Origin of the sequence: Streptomyces sp. NPDC057743 (assembly GCF_042798755.1) — a bacterium.
Taxonomy (GTDB): Bacteria; Actinomycetota; Actinomycetes; order Streptomycetales; family Streptomycetaceae; genus Streptomyces.
The window spans coordinates 225207-240572 of sequence record NZ_JBHVJX010000002.1 but is presented as its reverse complement, the minus strand read 5'-3'; the positions used below and the strand labels follow the sequence as shown (position 1 = coordinate 240572).

Sequence of the window (15366 nt, the reverse complement as noted above, 5' to 3'; positions counted from 1 at the left end):
CGTTCCGGCGGCCGCCGGTCAGCGGCCCTTGCGGGCCGCGCGGAGGAACTCCCGGTTCATCGCGGTGATGCTGAACAGCGGGATGCCCTTGGGGCAGGCGGTGGCGCACTCGCCGGCCAGGGTGCAGCCGCCGAAGCCCTCCTCGTCCATCTGGGCCACCATGTCCAGCACCCGGGACTCGCGTTCCGGCGCGCCCTGCGGCAGCACGCCCAGGTGGTTGACCTTGGCCGAAGTGAACAGCATCGCCGCGCCGTTGGGGCAGGCCGCCACGCAGGCGCCGCAGCCGATGCACTCGGCGTGCTCGAAGGCGAAGTCGGCGTCCGGCTTGGGCACCGGGGTGGCGTGCGCCTCGGGGGCGGCGCCGGTCGGTGCGGTGATGTAGCCGCCGGCCTGGATGATCCGGTCGAAGGCGGAGCGGTCCACGACGAGGTCCTTGACGACCGGGAAGGCCGCGGCCCGCCACGGTTCGACGTCGAGGGTGTCGCCGTCCTGGAAGGACCGCATGTGCAACTGGCAGGTGGTGGTGCGCTCCGGGCCGTGCGCCTCGCCGTTGATGACGAGCGAGCAGGCGCCGCAGATGCCCTCGCGGCAGTCGTGGTCGAAGGCGACCGGGTCCTCGCCGGCCAGGATGAGCCGCTCGTTGAGGACGTCCAGCATCTCCAGGAAGGACATGTCGGGCGAGATGCCGTCCACCTCGTAGGTGGACATGGCGCCGTCGGCGTCGGCGCTCTGCTGCCGCCAGACGCGCAGGGTGAGGGACATCGAGGGTGTGGGGGTCGCCCCCCGGGAGACGGCGGTCATGCGTAGCTCCGCTGGGTGGGGTGGACGTACTCGAAGACCAGGTCTTCCTGGTGCAGGGTGGGGGCCGCGCCGGTGCCGGTGAACTCCCAGGCGGCCGCGTAGGAGAACGCCTCGTCCCGGCGGGCGGCCTCGCCGTCCGGGGTCTGCGACTCCTCGCGGAAGTGGCCACCGCAGGACTCGGCGCGGTGCAGCGCGTCGAGGCACATCAGCTCGGCCAGCTCCAGGTAGTCGACGATCCGGTTGGCCTTCTCCAGCGACTGGTTGAACTCCTCGCCGGTGCCCGGGACCTTGATGCGCCGCCAGAACTCCTCGCGGATCTGCGGGATCCGGTCCAGCGCCTTGCGCAGGCCCGCGTCGGTGCGGGCCATCCCGCAGTGCTCCCACATGAGTTCGCCGAGCTCGCGGTGGAAGGAGTCCGGGGTGCGGTCGCCGTCGACGGCCAGCAGCAGGTTCAGCCGGTCCTCGGTCTCGGCCAACACGCCCTGGACGACCGGGTGTTCGGCGGTGACGGACTCCTGGCTGGGGTGGCGCGCCAGGTAGTCGTTGATGGTGGCCGGCAGCACGAAGTAGCCGTCGGCCAGGCCCTGCATCAGCGCGCTGGCGCCCAGGCGGTTGGCGCCGTGGTCGGAGAAGTTGGCCTCGCCGATCGCGAACAGGCCCGGGATCGTGGTCTGGAGGTCGTAGTCGACCCACAGGCCGCCCATCGTGTAGTGCACCGCCGGGTAGATCCGCATCGGCACCGTGTACGGGTCCTCGTCGGTGATCCGCTGGTACATGTCGAAGAGGTTGCCGTACTTGGCCTCGACGGCCTTGCGGCCCATCCGCCGAATCGCGTCGGCGAAGTCCAGGTAGACGCCCTGCCCGCCGGGGCCCACGCCGCGCCCCTCGTCGCAGACGTTCTTCGCGGCCCGGGAGGCGATGTCGCGGGGCACGAGGTTGCCGAACGACGGGTAGATCCGCTCCAGGTAGTAGTCGCGCTCGTCCTCGGGGATCTCGTTGGCCGGGCGGGTGTCGCCCTTGACCTTCGGTACCCAGATCCGGCCGTCGTTGCGCAGCGATTCGCTCATCAGCGTCAGCTTGGACTGGTGGTCGCCGGTGCGCGGGATGCAGGTCGGATGGATCTGGGTGAAGCAGGGGTTGGCGAAGTAGGCGCCGCGCCGGTGGGCCCGCCACACGGCCGTGGCGTTGGAGTTCATGGCGTTGGTCGACAGGTAGAAGACGTTGCCGTAGCCGCCGGAGGCGAGGACCACCGCGTCGGCGAAGTGGCTGGAGATCTTCCCGGTGACCAGGTCGCGGGCGACGATGCCGCGGGCTTGGCCGTCGACGACGATCAGGTCGAGCATCTCGGTGCGCGGGTGCAACTCGACGTTGCCGGCGGCGATCTGCCGCGACAGCGCCTGGTAGGCGCCGAGCAGAAGCTGCTGTCCCGTCTGGCCGCGGGCGTAGAAGGTGCGGGAGACCTGGACGCCGCCGAAGGAACGGGTGTCGAGCAGGCCGCCGTACTCGCGGGCGAACGGGACGCCCTGCGCCACGCACTGGTCGATGATCTCCACCGAAATCTGCGCGAGGCGGTGGACGTTGGACTCTCGGGCGCGGAAGTCGCCGCCCTTGACGGTGTCGTAGAAGAGCCGGTGGACGGAGTCGCCGTCGTTGCGGTAGTTCTTCGCGGCGTTGATGCCGCCCTGCGCGGCGATGGAGTGGGCCCGGCGCGGCGAGTCCTGATAGCAGAACTGGACGACGTGGTAGCCCTGTTCGGCCAGGGTGGCGCCGGCCGAGCCGCCGGCCAGGCCGGTGCCGACGACGATGACGGTGTGCTTGCGGCGGTTGGCGGGATTGACCAGCTTGGCATCGAAGCGGCGGGTGTCCCAGCGCTCGGCGATCGGGCCGGCGGGGGCCTTGGTGTCGACGACCGGCTCCCCGGTCGCGTAGTCGGTGTAGTTCACAGGTCAGCTCACCACTTTGGTCATGACGCCCACGGGGACGGCGATGAAGCCGATCGTGAGCAGCAGCGCGAGGACATTGGCGAGGGTCTTCAGGGCCCGGTCGCGGGTGCGGCTGCCGGCGCCGAGGGTCTGGGCGGCGCTCCAGAAGCCGTGCCGGATGTGCAGCCCGAGCGCGAGCATGGCGACGAGGTAGATGACGTTGCCGTACCAGGTGGAGAAGGTGCCCACGACGTTCTGGTACGGGTGCCCTTCCCGGAAGCCGGGGTGCACGGTGCCGGTCGTCAGGTCCAACAGGTGCCAGACGATGAACAGGCCGAGGATGATCCCGCCCCACCGCATGGTGCGGGTGGCGTAGCTGGCCCGCGGCTTGCGGTGCACATACCTGCTGGGGCGGGCCCGGATGTCGCGGCGGCTGAGTTGGTAGGCGGAGACCGCGTGCGCGACCACCGCGACGACCAGCACGACGCGGATCAGCCACAGCGTCCACTCGTAGTGCATGAAGGGCTCGCCGACGGTGCGCAGCCAGTGCGCGTAGTGGTCGAACTCCCCGGGCCCGAAGAAGATCTTGAGGTTCCCGATCATGTGGGCGACCAGGTAGAGCAGCATGATCAGGCCGCTGACGGCCATCACCGTCTTCTTGCCGACGGAGGAGCCCCACACCGTCAGTGCCTTGGACGGTCGATCCGTCCGCGTTGCCAATGCCATGAGTCACGACGCTAGGGACGCAGCCGCCATCAGTCCAAGACATGGTCCAGCTGATCTCAATAGGCTGTGCCTATCCTGGCTCTATAGTCGCCCCATGCAGCTACAGCAGCTCCGCTACTTCACGGCCGTGGCCGAAACCCGTCACTTCACCCGCGCCGCCGAGCGCGAACACGTCGCCCAGCCCTCGCTCTCCCAGCAGATCCGGGCGCTGGAACGGGAGTTGGGCGCCGAGCTCTTCCACCGCGCCCGCGGCCACATCGCCCTCACCGACGCCGGCGAGACCCTGCTGCCGCTGGCCCGCCGGATCCTCGCCGACACCGAGACCGCCCGCCGCGAGGTCCAGGAGGTCGCCCAACTCCGCCGCGGCCGGCTCCGGCTCGGCGCCCCGCCCAGCCTCTGCGCCAGCCTCGTCCCCGACGTGCTCAGCGCCTTCCACGCCGCCTACCCGGGCGTCGAGTTGCTCGTCACCGAGGACGGCTCCCAGGACCTCGTCCGGGCCCTGGCCGACGGCGCCCTCGACCTGGCGCTGATCATCACGCCGCTGCCCGGCCAGGCCCCGGCGCTGGCCACCGCCGAGCTGCTGCGCGAGGAACTGGTGGTGGTCTCCGCCCCCGACCGCCCGGCACCGGTGACCGGACGGCGCACCCGGATCCGCGTCGAGGACCTCCGCGGCCGCCCGCTGGCGATGTTCCGCCGCGGCTACGACCTGCGGGAGTTCACCACCGCCGCGTGCCGCGCGGCCGGCTTCGAGCCGACCTTCACCGTCGAGGGCGGCGAGATGGACGCGGTCCTCGGCTTCGTCCGCGCCGGCCTCGGCGTCGCCGTCGTCCCCAGCATGGTCGCCGAGCGCTCCGGCCTGCGGATCACCCCGTTCGCCACCCCCGTCATGCACCGGGTGGTCTCGGTGGCGCACCGCGGCGACGTCTCCCCCTCCCGCGCCGCCCGCGAACTGGAACGCATCCTGCGCGCGCAGCTGGCCGAAGGGCCCCGCTGACCGACACCGGGGGTGGGGGAGACGCCCCGGCTCACACCCCCAGCTTCGCCGCCCGCAGCTTCGCGATCGCGTCCTCGTCGCCGTCCCACTCCACCTTCGCGGCGTCCTGCCGACCGAAGGCGAACATCGTCAGCTCGCCCGGCTCACCGGTGACCGTCACCACCGGGGCGCCCCGGTGCGCCACCGCGGTCTGCCCGTCCGGCCGCCGCAGCACCAGCCCGACCGGCGCCTTCCGGCCCAGCACCCGGGCCGCCCGCTCCAGCCGCGCCCACAGCGCGTCCGCGAACACCGGGTCCAGCTCGCGCGGCGTCCAGTCCGGCTGGGCCCGCCGCACGTCCTCGGCGTGGACGTAGAACTCCACGGTGTTGGACGCCTCGTCGACCTGCTTCAGCGCGAACGGCGACATCTTCGGCGGCCCCGTCCTGATGAGCTGGATCAGCTCCTCGTACGGCTTCGCCGCGAACTCCGCCTGCACCCGTTCCAACCGGGCCGCCAGCGGCTTGACCAGGATCCCGGCGGACGCATCGGCCCGCCGCTCGCGGACCACCACGTGCGCGGCCAGATCCCGCGTCGTCCAGTCCTCGCACAGCGTGGGCGCCTCGGGCCCCGCGCTCTCCAACAGGTCGGCCAGAAGGAGCCGTTCACGCTTCGCATGGGTCGACATGCGGTCAGCCTACGGCCGTCCCGCGCGCCCTGCCACGGCGCACCGTCCCCGGCCGGCGCCGCTCAATCCCGCAGCACCACCACGGCCACCACCACCGCGGCCACCAGCGCCGCCACGAACACCACCACCATCACCCGCACCGCGACCCTGGCCACCCGGTCCGGTGGCGGCTGCTGATCCATTCCAGCAGGATGCCGCACGGCACAATGGACCCATGACCACCAGCCGTGTCACCGCATCCTCGCTCGCCCCCGAAGTCGCCGCCCGCCTCAAGCGCGACGCCGACGGGCTGTTCCCGGCCATCGCCCAGCAGTACGACACCGGCGAGGTGCTGATGCTCGGCTGGATGGACGACGAGGCGCTGCACCGCACCCTCACCACCGGCCGCTGCACCTACTGGTCCCGCAGCCGCCGGGAGTACTGGGTCAAGGGCGATACTTCCGGCCACGTCCAACACGTCAAGTCCGTCGCCCTGGACTGCGACGCCGACACCGTCCTGGTCAAGGTCGACCAGGTCGGCGCCGCCTGCCACACCGGCGCCCGCACCTGTTTCGATGCGGACGTATTGGCGAACGGGCCGGCCACCGACCAGTAGGCTCCGCTGCCATGACCACGGGAACCACGGGCACCGCCACACCGGACCTCGACACCTTCCGCACGCTCGCCAAGGACCGGCGGGTCATCCCCGTCACCCGGCGCCTCCTCGCGGACGGCGACACCCCGGTCGGGCTCTACCGCAAGCTGGCCGGCGAGCGCCCCGGCACCTTCCTGCTGGAATCCGCCGAGAACGGCCGCACGTGGTCGCGGTACTCCTTCATCGGCGTCCGCAGCGCCGCGACCCTCACCGCCCGCGACGGGCAGGCGCACTGGCTCGGCACCCCGCCGGTCGGCGTCCCCACCGACGGCGACCCGCTCGCCGCCCTGCGCGCCACCGTCGAGACCCTGCACACCCCGCACGACCTCATCGAGGGCGCGGGCCTGCCCCCGTTCACCGGCGGCATGGTCGGCTACCTCGGCTACGACATCGTGCGCCGGCTGGAGAAGGTCGGCGAGCACACCGCCGACGACCTCGGCCTGCCCGAGCTGACCATGCTGCTCACCTCCGATCTCGCGGTCCTGGACCACTGGAGCGGCACGGTCCTCTTGATCGCCAACGCGATCAACCACAACGACCTGGAGACCGGCGTCGACGAGGCGTACGCGGACGCGGTGGCCCGCCTGGACACCATGGCCGACGACCTCGCCCGCCCCGCCCCCGCCAGCGCCGCCGCGCTCCCGCCGTCCGCCGTGCCCCCGTACACCGGCGAGTGGGGCGCCGAGTCCTTCATGGCCGCCGTCGAGGACATCAAGGAGCGCATCCGGGCCGGCGAGGCGTTCCAGGTGGTGCCCTCGCAGCGGTTCGAAACCCCCTGCACGGCAAGCGCGTTGGACGTCTACCGGGCGCTGCGGGCGACCAACCCCAGCCCGTACATGTACCTCTTCCGCTTCGAGGACGGCAACGGCCCGGACGGCGGCTCCTTCGACGTGGTCGGCTCCAGCCCCGAGGCGCTGGTCAAGGTCGAGGGCGGCCGCGCCATGGTGCATCCGATCGCCGGCACCCGCCCGCGCGGCGCGACCGTCCAGGAAGACCAGGCGCTCGCCGACGAGTTGATGGCCGATCCCAAGGAGCGCGCCGAGCACCTGATGCTGGTCGACCTGGGCCGCAACGACCTGGGCCGGGTCTGCGAGCCGGGCAGCGTCGAGGTCGTCGACTTCATGTCCGTCGAGCGCTACAGCCACGTCATGCACATCGTCTCGACGGTGACCGGGACGGTCGCCAAGGGCCGCACCGCCTTCGACGTGCTCACCGCCTGCTTCCCCGCCGGCACCCTCTCCGGCGCCCCCAAGCCGCGCGCCCTGCAGATCATCGAGGAGCTGGAGCCGACCCGGCGCGGCCTGTACGGCGGCTGCGTGGGCTACCTGGACTTCGCCGGCGACTCCGACACCGCCATCGCCATCCGCACCGCCCTGCTGCGGAACGGCACCGCCTACGTCCAAGCCGGCGCCGGCATCGTCGCCGACTCCGACCCGGTCGCCGAGGACACCGAGTGCCGCAACAAGGCCGCCGCCGTCCTCCGCGCCGTGCACACCGCCAACCACCTGGGCAAATGACCGGGCGCACCCCCGCCCACCGGCCCGCGGGGGCCGGTGGGCGATAGTGGTGTGCGTGAGTGCCGTACCCCAGCCCCGTACCGACACCGAGCCGGCCGCGCCGCCGGCCCGGCCCGCGCGCAGCGCCAAGCGGTCCCTCGCCCTGGCGCTGCTGCTCGGCGCCGCCGGCGCGAGCCTGGCCCTGCTGGCCTCCGGCCGCATCTGGGCGCGCGGCACCGCGGTGCTGGCCCAGGGCGAGCTGCCGCGCACCGTGACCGGCGCCGACGTGACCGGGGTGCCCGGCGCGCTGGCGGTGGTCGGACTGGCCGCCCTGGTCGCCGTCTTCGCGGTCCGCCGGGTCGGCCGGATCGTGGTCGCCGCGCTGCTCGCCCTCAGCGGGCTGGGCGTCGCCGTCGCCGCCGCGCTCGGCAACGCCGACACCTCCGCGCTGCGCGCGAAGGCCGCCGACGCGGTCGGGCTGGCCGGCGCCGACGTGCACCACGTCAGCCACACCGGCTGGCCCTGGGTGGCCGCCGCCGGCGGTCTGCTGCTGTTCCTCGCCGGCGTGCTGGCCCTGGTCTTCGGCCGCTCCTGGCCGGGGATGTCCGGCCGCTACGAGCGCACCCCCGGCGGCGCCCGCGGCCCGCGGCGCGCCCCGGCCGCCCCGGACCTGGACCGCCCCGAGGAGATCTGGAAGTCCCTGGACCGCGGCGAGGACCCCACCCGGTAAAAGGGTTCCGCCCGGCATCGGTGACAATGGACGACGACATTCCTGCGCCCGCACCCCGGCGCGACTTCAGTAACGAGGAGCACTCCATGTCGAGCAGTGGCCACGGACACACCCCCGCCGCCTGGACCGGCGTCATCATCGCGTTCATCGGCTTCTGCGTGGCCGGTGCCTTCATTGTGGTGGCCAACGTGCCCGGTTTCTGGGCGGGCATGGCGCTGATCGCCGCCGGTGCCGTCGTGGGTGGTGTGATGCGCGCGGCCGGCCTCGGCCAGGCGCCCAAGCGCTCCGGCCAGCCCGTCGCGCAGGCCAAGGCCCAGCCGCAGGAAGGCTGAGCCCCGCTCGACGAGCAGTCCCCGAAGGCGCCGCTTCGCGCCCCGTACGGCCCGCGTCCCGTACGGCGGCGACGAAGCTGCGCCTTCCCGCGTCCGGTAGCACCATCGGCACCGTGAGTGATCCCCTGGTCCCGGCGCGGCCCGCCGGCCCGCTGCGCCGCCTCGCGGCACCGGTCGGCACCCTGGCGGCGGCCGTCGCCGCCTTCGCCTACGTAGGCGCCGTCGACCCCAACGAGCCGGGCCACTACCCCATCTGCCCGCTGCGCCACCTCACCGGCCTGCTCTGCCCGGCCTGCGGCGGACTGCGCAGCGCCCACGCCCTCGCGCACGGCGACCTCACCGCCGCGCTGAGCGCCAACGCCCCCGCGGTGGCCGGCTACGCCGCGTTCGCGCTCTTCTGGCTCGGCTGGCTGACCCGCGCGGCGCGCGGGCTGCCCACCGCAGGACCCCGCCCCCGGCCGGTCCACTGGTGGGCGCTGGCCGGGCTGCTGCTGGTCTTCACCCTCGTCCGCAACCTCCCCGTCGCCGCCGTGCTGCGCCCCTGATCCGCACCCCTCGCCGCTCCCCGGGATGTCCAGGTTGTGGGACCGCGGTCAACCGGATGTGAGACCTGCACCTCGCGGCGGATACCATCGAAAGAAGCGGTCCGGGAACAGCAGGTGCGGTACCCGGGCGCTGTCCACCTCCACCGTCCAAGAAGGAGGCCGCTCGCGTGAGCGTGCTCGATGAGATCATCGACGGAGTCCGCGCCGACCTCGCCGAGCGACAGGCGCGCGTCAGCCTCGACGAGCTCAAGGAGCGGGCCCGCAAGGCGCGCCCGGCCAAGGACGGTGCCGCCGCCCTGAAGGGCGAGGGCGTGCGGGTGATCTGCGAGGTCAAGCGCTCCAGCCCCTCCAAGGGCGCGCTGGCCGCGATCGCCGACCCCGCGGGCCTGGCCGCCGACTACGAGGCCGGCGGCGCCGCGGTCATCTCCGTCCTCACCGAGCAGCGCCGGTTCGGCGGCTCGCTCGCCGACCTGGAGGCGGTCCGCGCCAAGGTCGACATCCCGGTCCTGCGCAAGGACTTCATCGTCACCGCCTACCAGCTCTGGGAGGCTCGGGCCTACGGCGCCGACCTCGCGCTGCTGATCGTGGCCGCGCTGGAGCAGGAGGCGCTGGTCTCGCTGATCGAGCGGGCCGAGTCGATTGGGCTGACGCCGCTGGTCGAGGCGCACGACGAGGACGAGGTCGCCCGCGCGGTGGCCGCCGGCGCCCGGATCATCGGGGTCAACGCCCGCAACCTCAAGACCCTGGAGGTCGACCGCGGCACCTTCACCCGCGTCGCCCCCGAGATCCCCGACCACATCGTCAAGGTCGCCGAGTCCGGCGTGCGCGGCCCGCACGACCTGATCGCCTACGCCAACGACGGTGCCGACGCCGTCCTGGTGGGCGAGTCGCTGGTCACCGGCAAGGACCCCAAGGCCGCCGTCGCCGACCTGGTCGCGGCCGGCTCGCACCCGGCGATTCGGCACGGCCGGGACTGACCGCCCCACCACGACAGGCACCCCGACATGACCGCCGTCCCCCGCCGCCCCCAGGCCCGGCTCAGCGCGCTGCCCTCGTGGCACCGTGGCTGCCGGGCCCCCGCGCGGCGGGTGCGGGGGCGTCGGGTCCGGTACCACATCGGCTCCGAACCGGGCCAGATCAACGGGATGCGATGGCGCCCTTTCAGGGGCGCGGGACTGTGTCGACATGCGGCTCCGCCGCGTGGGCGCGACCGGTAACACGAGGCCGCAGCCAAGCAATGACCCCCGCCCCACGGCTCAAGTGTCCACACACGCACCCGTGAGGTTTCCGCATGCCCAGCGAGTTCTTCCTTCCCGACCCCGAGGGTCAAGTTCCAAGCGCCGAAGGCTACTTCGGCGCGTTCGGCGGCAAGTTCATCCCCGAGGCGCTGGTCGCCGCGGTGGACGAGGTCGCCGCCGAGTACGAGAAGGCCAAGGCCGATCCGGCGTTCGCCGCCGAACTCGACGACCTGATGGTCAACTACACCGGGCGCCCCAGCGCGCTCACCGAGGTGCCGCGGTTCGCCGAACACGCCGGCGGCGCCCGGGTGTTCCTCAAGCGCGAGGACCTCAACCACACCGGCTCGCACAAGATCAACAACGTGCTCGGGCAGGCCCTGCTCACCAAGCGCATGGGCAAGACCCGGGTCATCGCCGAGACCGGCGCCGGCCAGCACGGCGTCGCCACCGCCACCGCCTGCGCCCTCTTCGGCCTCGACTGCACCATCTACATGGGCGAGGTCGACACCCAGCGGCAGGCGCTCAACGTGGCCCGGATGCGGATGCTCGGCGCCGAGGTCGTCTCCGTGACGTCCGGCAGCCGCACCCTGAAGGACGCCATCAACGAGGCGTTCCGCGACTGGGTCGCCAACGTCGACCGCACCCACTACCTCTTCGGCACGGTCGCCGGCCCGCACCCCTTCCCGGCGCTGGTCCGCGACTTCCACCGGGTCATCGGCGTCGAGGCCCGGCGGCAGATCCTGGAGCGTGCCGGCCGGCTGCCGGACGCCGCGCTGGCCTGCGTCGGCGGCGGCTCCAACGCCATCGGCCTGTTCCACGCCTTCCTGCCCGACGCCGATGTCCGCCTGATCGGCTGCGAGCCCGGCGGCCACGGCGTCGAGACCGGCGAGCACGCCGCCACCCTCACCGAGGGCACCCCCGGCATCCTGCACGGCTCGCGCTCCTACGTCCTCCAGGACGAGGACGGCCAGATCACCGAGCCGTACTCGATCTCGGCCGGCCTGGACTACCCCGGCATCGGGCCCGAGCACTCCTACCTCAAGGACGCCGGCCGCGCCGAGTACCGCGCGGTCACCGACGACGAGGCGATGCAGGCCCTGCGGCTGCTGTCCCGCACCGAGGGCATCATCCCGGCCATCGAGAGCGCCCACGCGCTGGCCGGCGCCCTGGAGGTCGGCCGGGAGCTGGGCCCCGACGGCCTGCTGCTGGTGAACCTCTCCGGCCGCGGCGACAAGGACATGGACACCGCCGCCCGCTACTTCGGGCTCTACGACGACAGCCGCACCGACGAGGGGGACAAGTGATGGCGGGCAACCTCGAACTCCTCAACTCCGTGTTGGCGCAGGCCAAGGCGGAGGACCGGGCGGCCCTGGTCGGCTACCTGCCGGCCGGCTTCCCCACCGTCGACGGCGGCATCCGGGCGCTGACCGAGATGTTGGACGGCGGCTGCGACATCGTCGAGGTCGGACTGCCGCACAGCGACCCGGTGTTGGACGGCCCGGTGATCCAGACCGCCGACGACATCGCGCTGCGCGCCGGCGTCAGGATCGTCGACGTGCTCCGCACGGTCCGCGAGGTGCACGCCGCCACCGGCGCCCCGGTGCTGTGCATGACGTACTGGAACCCGGTCGACCGCTACGGCGTCGAGCGGTTCGCCGCCGATCTCGCCGAGGCCGGCGGGGCCGGCTGCATCCTGCCGGACCTCCCGGTCGAGGAGTCCGAGGTCTGGCGGAAGGCCGCCGAACAGCACGGCCTGGCCACCGTCTTCGTGGTCGCGCCGAGCAGCCGGGACGAGCGGCTGGCCAAGATCACCGCGGCCGGCAGCGGCTTCGTCTACGCCGCCTCCCTGATGGGCGTCACCGGAACCCGCGAGTCCGTCGGCCGCGAGGCGGCGGACCTGGTGGCCCGCACCCGCGCCACGGCGGGCGGGCTCCCCGTCTGCGTCGGCCTCGGCGTCTCCAACGCCGAACAGGCCGCCGAGGTGGCCCACTTCGCCGACGGTGTGATCGTCGGCTCGGCGTTCGTCAAGTGCCTCCTGGCCGCCGACGGCGACCTTGACGCCGGCCTCGCCGCGGTCCGGGAGCTCGCCGGCCAACTCGGCGCCGGGGTGCGCCGGGGCGGCGCGGCCGGTAACTGACGCACCACGCTCGCTCGTTCGGGCGAACCTCGGAGCGGAGGGGTGCGGCTGCACCCCTCCGCTTCGTTGTCCACGGGCGTGAACCAGAAGAACCATGACGGCCAGAACCGTGACGCAACGAGCAGCGCCCGCGAGCGACTTCAGGCAGAGCGGGCCAAGGAGAAGACGCGCGCCCGGCGGGTCCGCCAGGCGGTCGTCGCCGGGGCGGTGGTGGTGACGCTCGCGGTGGCCGGCGGGATCGCCGTCTGGGTGTCCTCCGGCGGCGGCACCGGCAGCGTCGCCGACAACGAGTTCGCCCTCCCCAAACAGGCCAGCGACGGCGACAAGCCCGCCGTCCCGGTGGGCACCGCCGGTGCCCGCTCCACCCTCACCGTCTGGGAGGACTTCCGCTGCCCGGCCTGCCAGCAGTTCGAGACCGGCTTCCGGCCGGTGATCCACGAGTTGGAGGACACCGGCAAGCTCAAGGCCGAGTACCACCTCGCCACCCTCATCGACGGCAACGGCGGCGGCACCGGCTCGCTGAAGGCCGCCAACGCCGCCCTGTGCGCCCAGGACGCCGGGAAGTTCCGCCAATACCACGACGTGCTCTACGCCAACCAACCGCCCGAGCAGCAGGACCGCTTCGGCGACAAGAACTACCTGATCCAACTCGCCGGGAAGGTCGGCGGCTTGGTGAACGACACCTTCACCTCGTGCGTCAAGAGCGGCCGCTACGACGGCTTCGTCCGCAAGTCCAACGCCGCCTTCGCCGCCGGCGGTTTCCGCGGCACCCCGACCGTGCTGCTCAACGGCAAGGACCTGGCCCAGGTCAAGGGCGGCCGGCTCACCCCCGTCGACCTGAAGAAGATGGTCGAGGAGGCCGACCAGGGGAAGGCGCACGGCAAGGGCTGACCCGGCCGGCGGGCACCGCCGGCCACCTTCGGGGGTCGTTACGCAGCCGTAGCCGGGCGGGTTGTCGTCAACCCGGCCCGGCGCGGTAGCGTCGGTCCTGCCATGGACCTCGCATTCATTCCCAGCCCGTCGACCGGTGTCGTCCACCTCGGCCCGATCCCGCTACGCGGCTACGCGTTCTGCATCATCATCGGCGTGTTCGTCGGCGTCTGGCTCGGCAACCGGCGCTGGGTGCAGCGCGGCGGCCGCTCCGGCACGGTCGCCGACATCGCCGTGTGGGCGGTGCCCTTCGGCCTCGTCGGCGGCCGCCTCTACCACGTCATCACGACGTACGAGCCGTACTTCGGCAAGAACGGCCACCCGCTCGACGCCTTCAAGGTCTGGCAGGGCGGCCTCGGCATCTGGGGCGCGGTGGCGCTGGGCGCGCTCGGTGCCTGGATCGGCTGCCGCCGCCGCGGCATCCCGATGCCTGCCTACGCCGACGCGCTGGCGCCGGGCCTGGCGATTGGCCAGGCGATCGGCCGCTGGGGCAACTGGTTCAACCAGGAGCTGTACGGCAAGCCCACCGACGTGCCGTGGGCGCTGAAGATCAACCCGGACCCGGCGATCGGCCGGATCGGCGGCACCTACCACCCGACGTTCCTCTACGAGTCGCTGTGGTGCCTGGGCGTCGCGGCGCTGGTGATCTGGGCGGACAAGCGCTTCCGCCTCGGCCACGGCCGGGTCTTCGCGCTCTATGTCGCCGCGTACTGCGCGGGCCGCGCCTGGATCGAGTACATGCGCGTCGACGAGGCGCACCACATCCTCGGCCTGCGGCTCAACGACTGGACGTCGCTGATCGTCTTCATCCTGGCCGTCGTCTACATGGTCGTCTCCGCGAAGAAGGCCCCGGGCCGCGAGGAGATCGTCGAGCCGGAGTGGCAGCTCGGCGAGGGCGCCCAGGACGCCGACGGTGCCAAGGGTGCCGGGAGCGCCACGGACGGCAGGGACGAGAAGGACGAGAAGGGCGGCAAGGAGCCGGGCGCCGGGGCCGACGCACCGAAGGCCGCCGGGAGTTCGGGCGGCGCGAAGCCCTGACGCCGACACCGGCCACCCTCCGACCGGAGCGCCGGGCGGACCCGCTCACACCGGGACCGCCCGGCGCTTTGCCGTCTGCGGGCCGCCAACGGGCCCGGCGCGGTGGCGAGTTCCTCGACAACGGCACCGGCGTGGCCCCGTGGTCGGCGCCCGTCTCGGGGGAGTCAGGTGACCCTTTGTGACTCGTATCACGAGCTCTCCGGATCGGTGAAACCGCAGGTCAGCGCGGTAAGTTCGGCCTTCCTTGCTAGCGGAGGAGGGCAATTCGCGCATAGCTTCGAGGTGTTGAAGGGGGAAGCGCCGCCATCGGCCCACACCTCGCTGAGCAGGGAGCAGGTCCTGATATGTCGGTCATGGAGATCATGGATGCCGGCGCCGCGACGCATGTGGCGCACCGCGACAACCACACCCACCGCGACGTCAACGGTGGCTGGCTCCGCCCCGCCGTCTTCGGTGCGATGGACGGCCTGGTGTCCAACCTCGCGCTGATGACGGGCGTGGCCGGCGGTGCGGTGTCGCAGCAGACGATCGTGATCACCGGGCTCGCGGGGCTGGCGGCCGGTGCGTTCTCGATGGCCGCGGGGGAGTACACCTCGGTGGCTTCGCAGCGTGAACTGGTCGTCGCGGAGCTGGACATCGAGCGGGCCGAGTTGCGCAAGCACCCGAAGGACGAGCAGGAGGAGCTGGCCGCCCTCTACGAGTCCCGCGGGGTGGAGCCGGAGCTCGCCCGGCAGGTCGCCGAGCAGCTCTCCCGGGACCCCGAGCAGGCGCTGGAGATCCACGCCCGCGAGGAGTTGGGCATCGATCCTTCGGACCTTCCTTCGCCCACCGTCGCCGCCGTCTCCTCCTTCGGATCGTTTGCGCTGGGCGCGCTCCTCCCTGTTCTTCCCTTCCTGCTGGGCGCCGGCGCGCTCTGGCCCTCGCTGCTGCTGGCGCTGCTCGGGCTCTTCGCCTGCGGCGCCGTGGTGGCGCGCGTGACGGCCCGTTCCTGGTGGTTCAGCGGGCTGCGGCAGCTGGCGCTGGGCGGCGCCGCGGCGGCCGTGACGTACGGCCTGGGGGCGGTGTTCGGGACGGTAGTGGGTTGACGTCTCATTCGGGTGACCGCATGATGGCCGCGTTACCCAGCGGTTTCGGCTCGTTGACGACCGGGCATAAGGCCCTGGCGTCGCGGGCAACGTC

The 15366-nt window shown here is 72.6% G+C and carries 17 protein-coding genes; 13 read left to right on the top strand and 4 right to left on the bottom strand.

What is annotated here, in order from left to right; all coding sequences use genetic code 11:
• Nucleotides 1–18: 18 nt before the first annotated feature.
• The 3 genes from ACFVFQ_RS03100 to ACFVFQ_RS03090 are packed head-to-tail and all read right to left on the bottom strand — an operon-like array spanning nucleotide 19 to nucleotide 3449.
• Nucleotides 19–762: a succinate dehydrogenase/fumarate reductase iron-sulfur subunit gene (locus ACFVFQ_RS03100; RefSeq protein ID WP_383408043.1), complete on the bottom strand. Its 744-nt coding sequence runs from the start codon at nucleotides 760–762 to the stop codon at nucleotides 19–21.
• A gap of 35 nt (nucleotides 763–797) precedes the next feature.
• Entirely contained in the window at nucleotides 798–2744 is a 1947-nt protein-coding gene (locus ACFVFQ_RS03095; protein ID WP_383407650.1) for a fumarate reductase/succinate dehydrogenase flavoprotein subunit, read from the bottom strand.
• A gap of 3 nt (nucleotides 2745–2747) precedes the next feature.
• Nucleotides 2748–3449: a succinate dehydrogenase gene (locus ACFVFQ_RS03090; protein ID WP_383407647.1), complete on the bottom strand. Its 702-nt coding sequence runs from the start codon at nucleotides 3447–3449 to the stop codon at nucleotides 2748–2750.
• Nucleotides 3450–3543: 94 nt separating this feature from the next.
• On the opposite strand from ACFVFQ_RS03090, the gene ACFVFQ_RS03085 reads away from it, so the two are divergent.
• Entirely contained in the window at nucleotides 3544–4443 is a 900-nt protein-coding gene (locus ACFVFQ_RS03085; protein ID WP_383407644.1) for a LysR family transcriptional regulator, read from the top strand.
• Between the two features lie 31 nt (nucleotides 4444–4474).
• Here the strand turns inward: ACFVFQ_RS03085 and ACFVFQ_RS03080 are convergent, their stop codons facing one another.
• A complete protein-coding gene (locus tag ACFVFQ_RS03080; RefSeq protein ID WP_383407641.1) occupies nucleotides 4475–5107 on the bottom strand; it encodes a TIGR03085 family metal-binding protein in 633 nt (210 codons plus the stop codon).
• Between the two features lie 214 nt (nucleotides 5108–5321).
• On the opposite strand from ACFVFQ_RS03080, the gene hisI reads away from it, so the two are divergent.
• From hisI to ACFVFQ_RS03020, 12 genes are all read left to right on the top strand, one after another.
• Nucleotides 5322–5702: a phosphoribosyl-AMP cyclohydrolase gene (gene hisI, locus ACFVFQ_RS03075; protein ID WP_383407638.1), complete on the top strand. Its 381-nt coding sequence runs from the start codon at nucleotides 5322–5324 to the stop codon at nucleotides 5700–5702.
• Between the two features lie 11 nt (nucleotides 5703–5713).
• Nucleotides 5714–7258: an anthranilate synthase component I gene (locus ACFVFQ_RS03070; RefSeq protein ID WP_383407635.1), complete on the top strand. Its 1545-nt coding sequence runs from the start codon at nucleotides 5714–5716 to the stop codon at nucleotides 7256–7258.
• 55 nt (nucleotides 7259–7313) lie between these two features.
• Entirely contained in the window at nucleotides 7314–7967 is a 654-nt protein-coding gene (locus ACFVFQ_RS03065; protein WP_383407632.1) for a TIGR02234 family membrane protein, read from the top strand.
• 86 nt (nucleotides 7968–8053) lie between these two features.
• Nucleotides 8054–8299 (top strand): HGxxPAAW family protein, encoded by a 246-nt coding sequence (locus ACFVFQ_RS03060; protein ID WP_383408040.1) that lies wholly within the window; start codon nucleotides 8054–8056, stop codon nucleotides 8297–8299.
• Nucleotides 8300–8412: 113 nt separating this feature from the next.
• Nucleotides 8413–8844 carry a DUF2752 domain-containing protein gene (locus tag ACFVFQ_RS03055; protein ID WP_383407629.1) on the top strand — a complete coding sequence of 144 codons (432 nt, stop codon included), beginning with the start codon at nucleotides 8413–8415 and terminating at the stop codon, nucleotides 8842–8844.
• A 167-nt stretch (nucleotides 8845–9011) separates the two neighbouring features.
• Complete coding sequence (gene trpC / locus ACFVFQ_RS03050; protein ID WP_383407625.1) at nucleotides 9012–9821, top strand: indole-3-glycerol phosphate synthase TrpC; 810 nt, start codon at nucleotides 9012–9014, stop codon at nucleotides 9819–9821.
• A gap of 27 nt (nucleotides 9822–9848) precedes the next feature.
• A complete protein-coding gene (gene trpM, locus ACFVFQ_RS03045) occupies nucleotides 9849–10061 on the top strand; it encodes a tryptophan biosynthesis modulator TrpM (protein ID WP_383407622.1) in 213 nt (70 codons plus the stop codon).
• Between the two features lie 74 nt (nucleotides 10062–10135).
• A complete protein-coding gene (trpB, locus tag ACFVFQ_RS03040; protein ID WP_383407619.1) occupies nucleotides 10136–11386 on the top strand; it encodes a tryptophan synthase subunit beta in 1251 nt (416 codons plus the stop codon).
• Complete coding sequence (gene trpA / locus ACFVFQ_RS03035; protein WP_383407616.1) at nucleotides 11386–12219, top strand: tryptophan synthase subunit alpha; 834 nt, start codon at nucleotides 11386–11388, stop codon at nucleotides 12217–12219. The genes trpB and trpA overlap by 1 nt, the downstream gene beginning before the upstream one ends.
• Before the next feature lie 78 nt (nucleotides 12220–12297).
• A complete protein-coding gene (locus ACFVFQ_RS03030) occupies nucleotides 12298–13110 on the top strand; it encodes a DsbA family protein (RefSeq protein WP_383407613.1) in 813 nt (270 codons plus the stop codon).
• A 102-nt stretch (nucleotides 13111–13212) separates the two neighbouring features.
• Nucleotides 13213–14187: a prolipoprotein diacylglyceryl transferase gene (lgt, locus tag ACFVFQ_RS03025; protein ID WP_383407610.1), complete on the top strand. Its 975-nt coding sequence runs from the start codon at nucleotides 13213–13215 to the stop codon at nucleotides 14185–14187.
• A gap of 353 nt (nucleotides 14188–14540) precedes the next feature.
• Nucleotides 14541–15272 (top strand): VIT1/CCC1 transporter family protein, encoded by a 732-nt coding sequence (locus tag ACFVFQ_RS03020; RefSeq protein ID WP_383408037.1) that lies wholly within the window; start codon nucleotides 14541–14543, stop codon nucleotides 15270–15272.
• The last annotated feature ends 94 nt before the right edge of the window (nucleotides 15273–15366 follow it).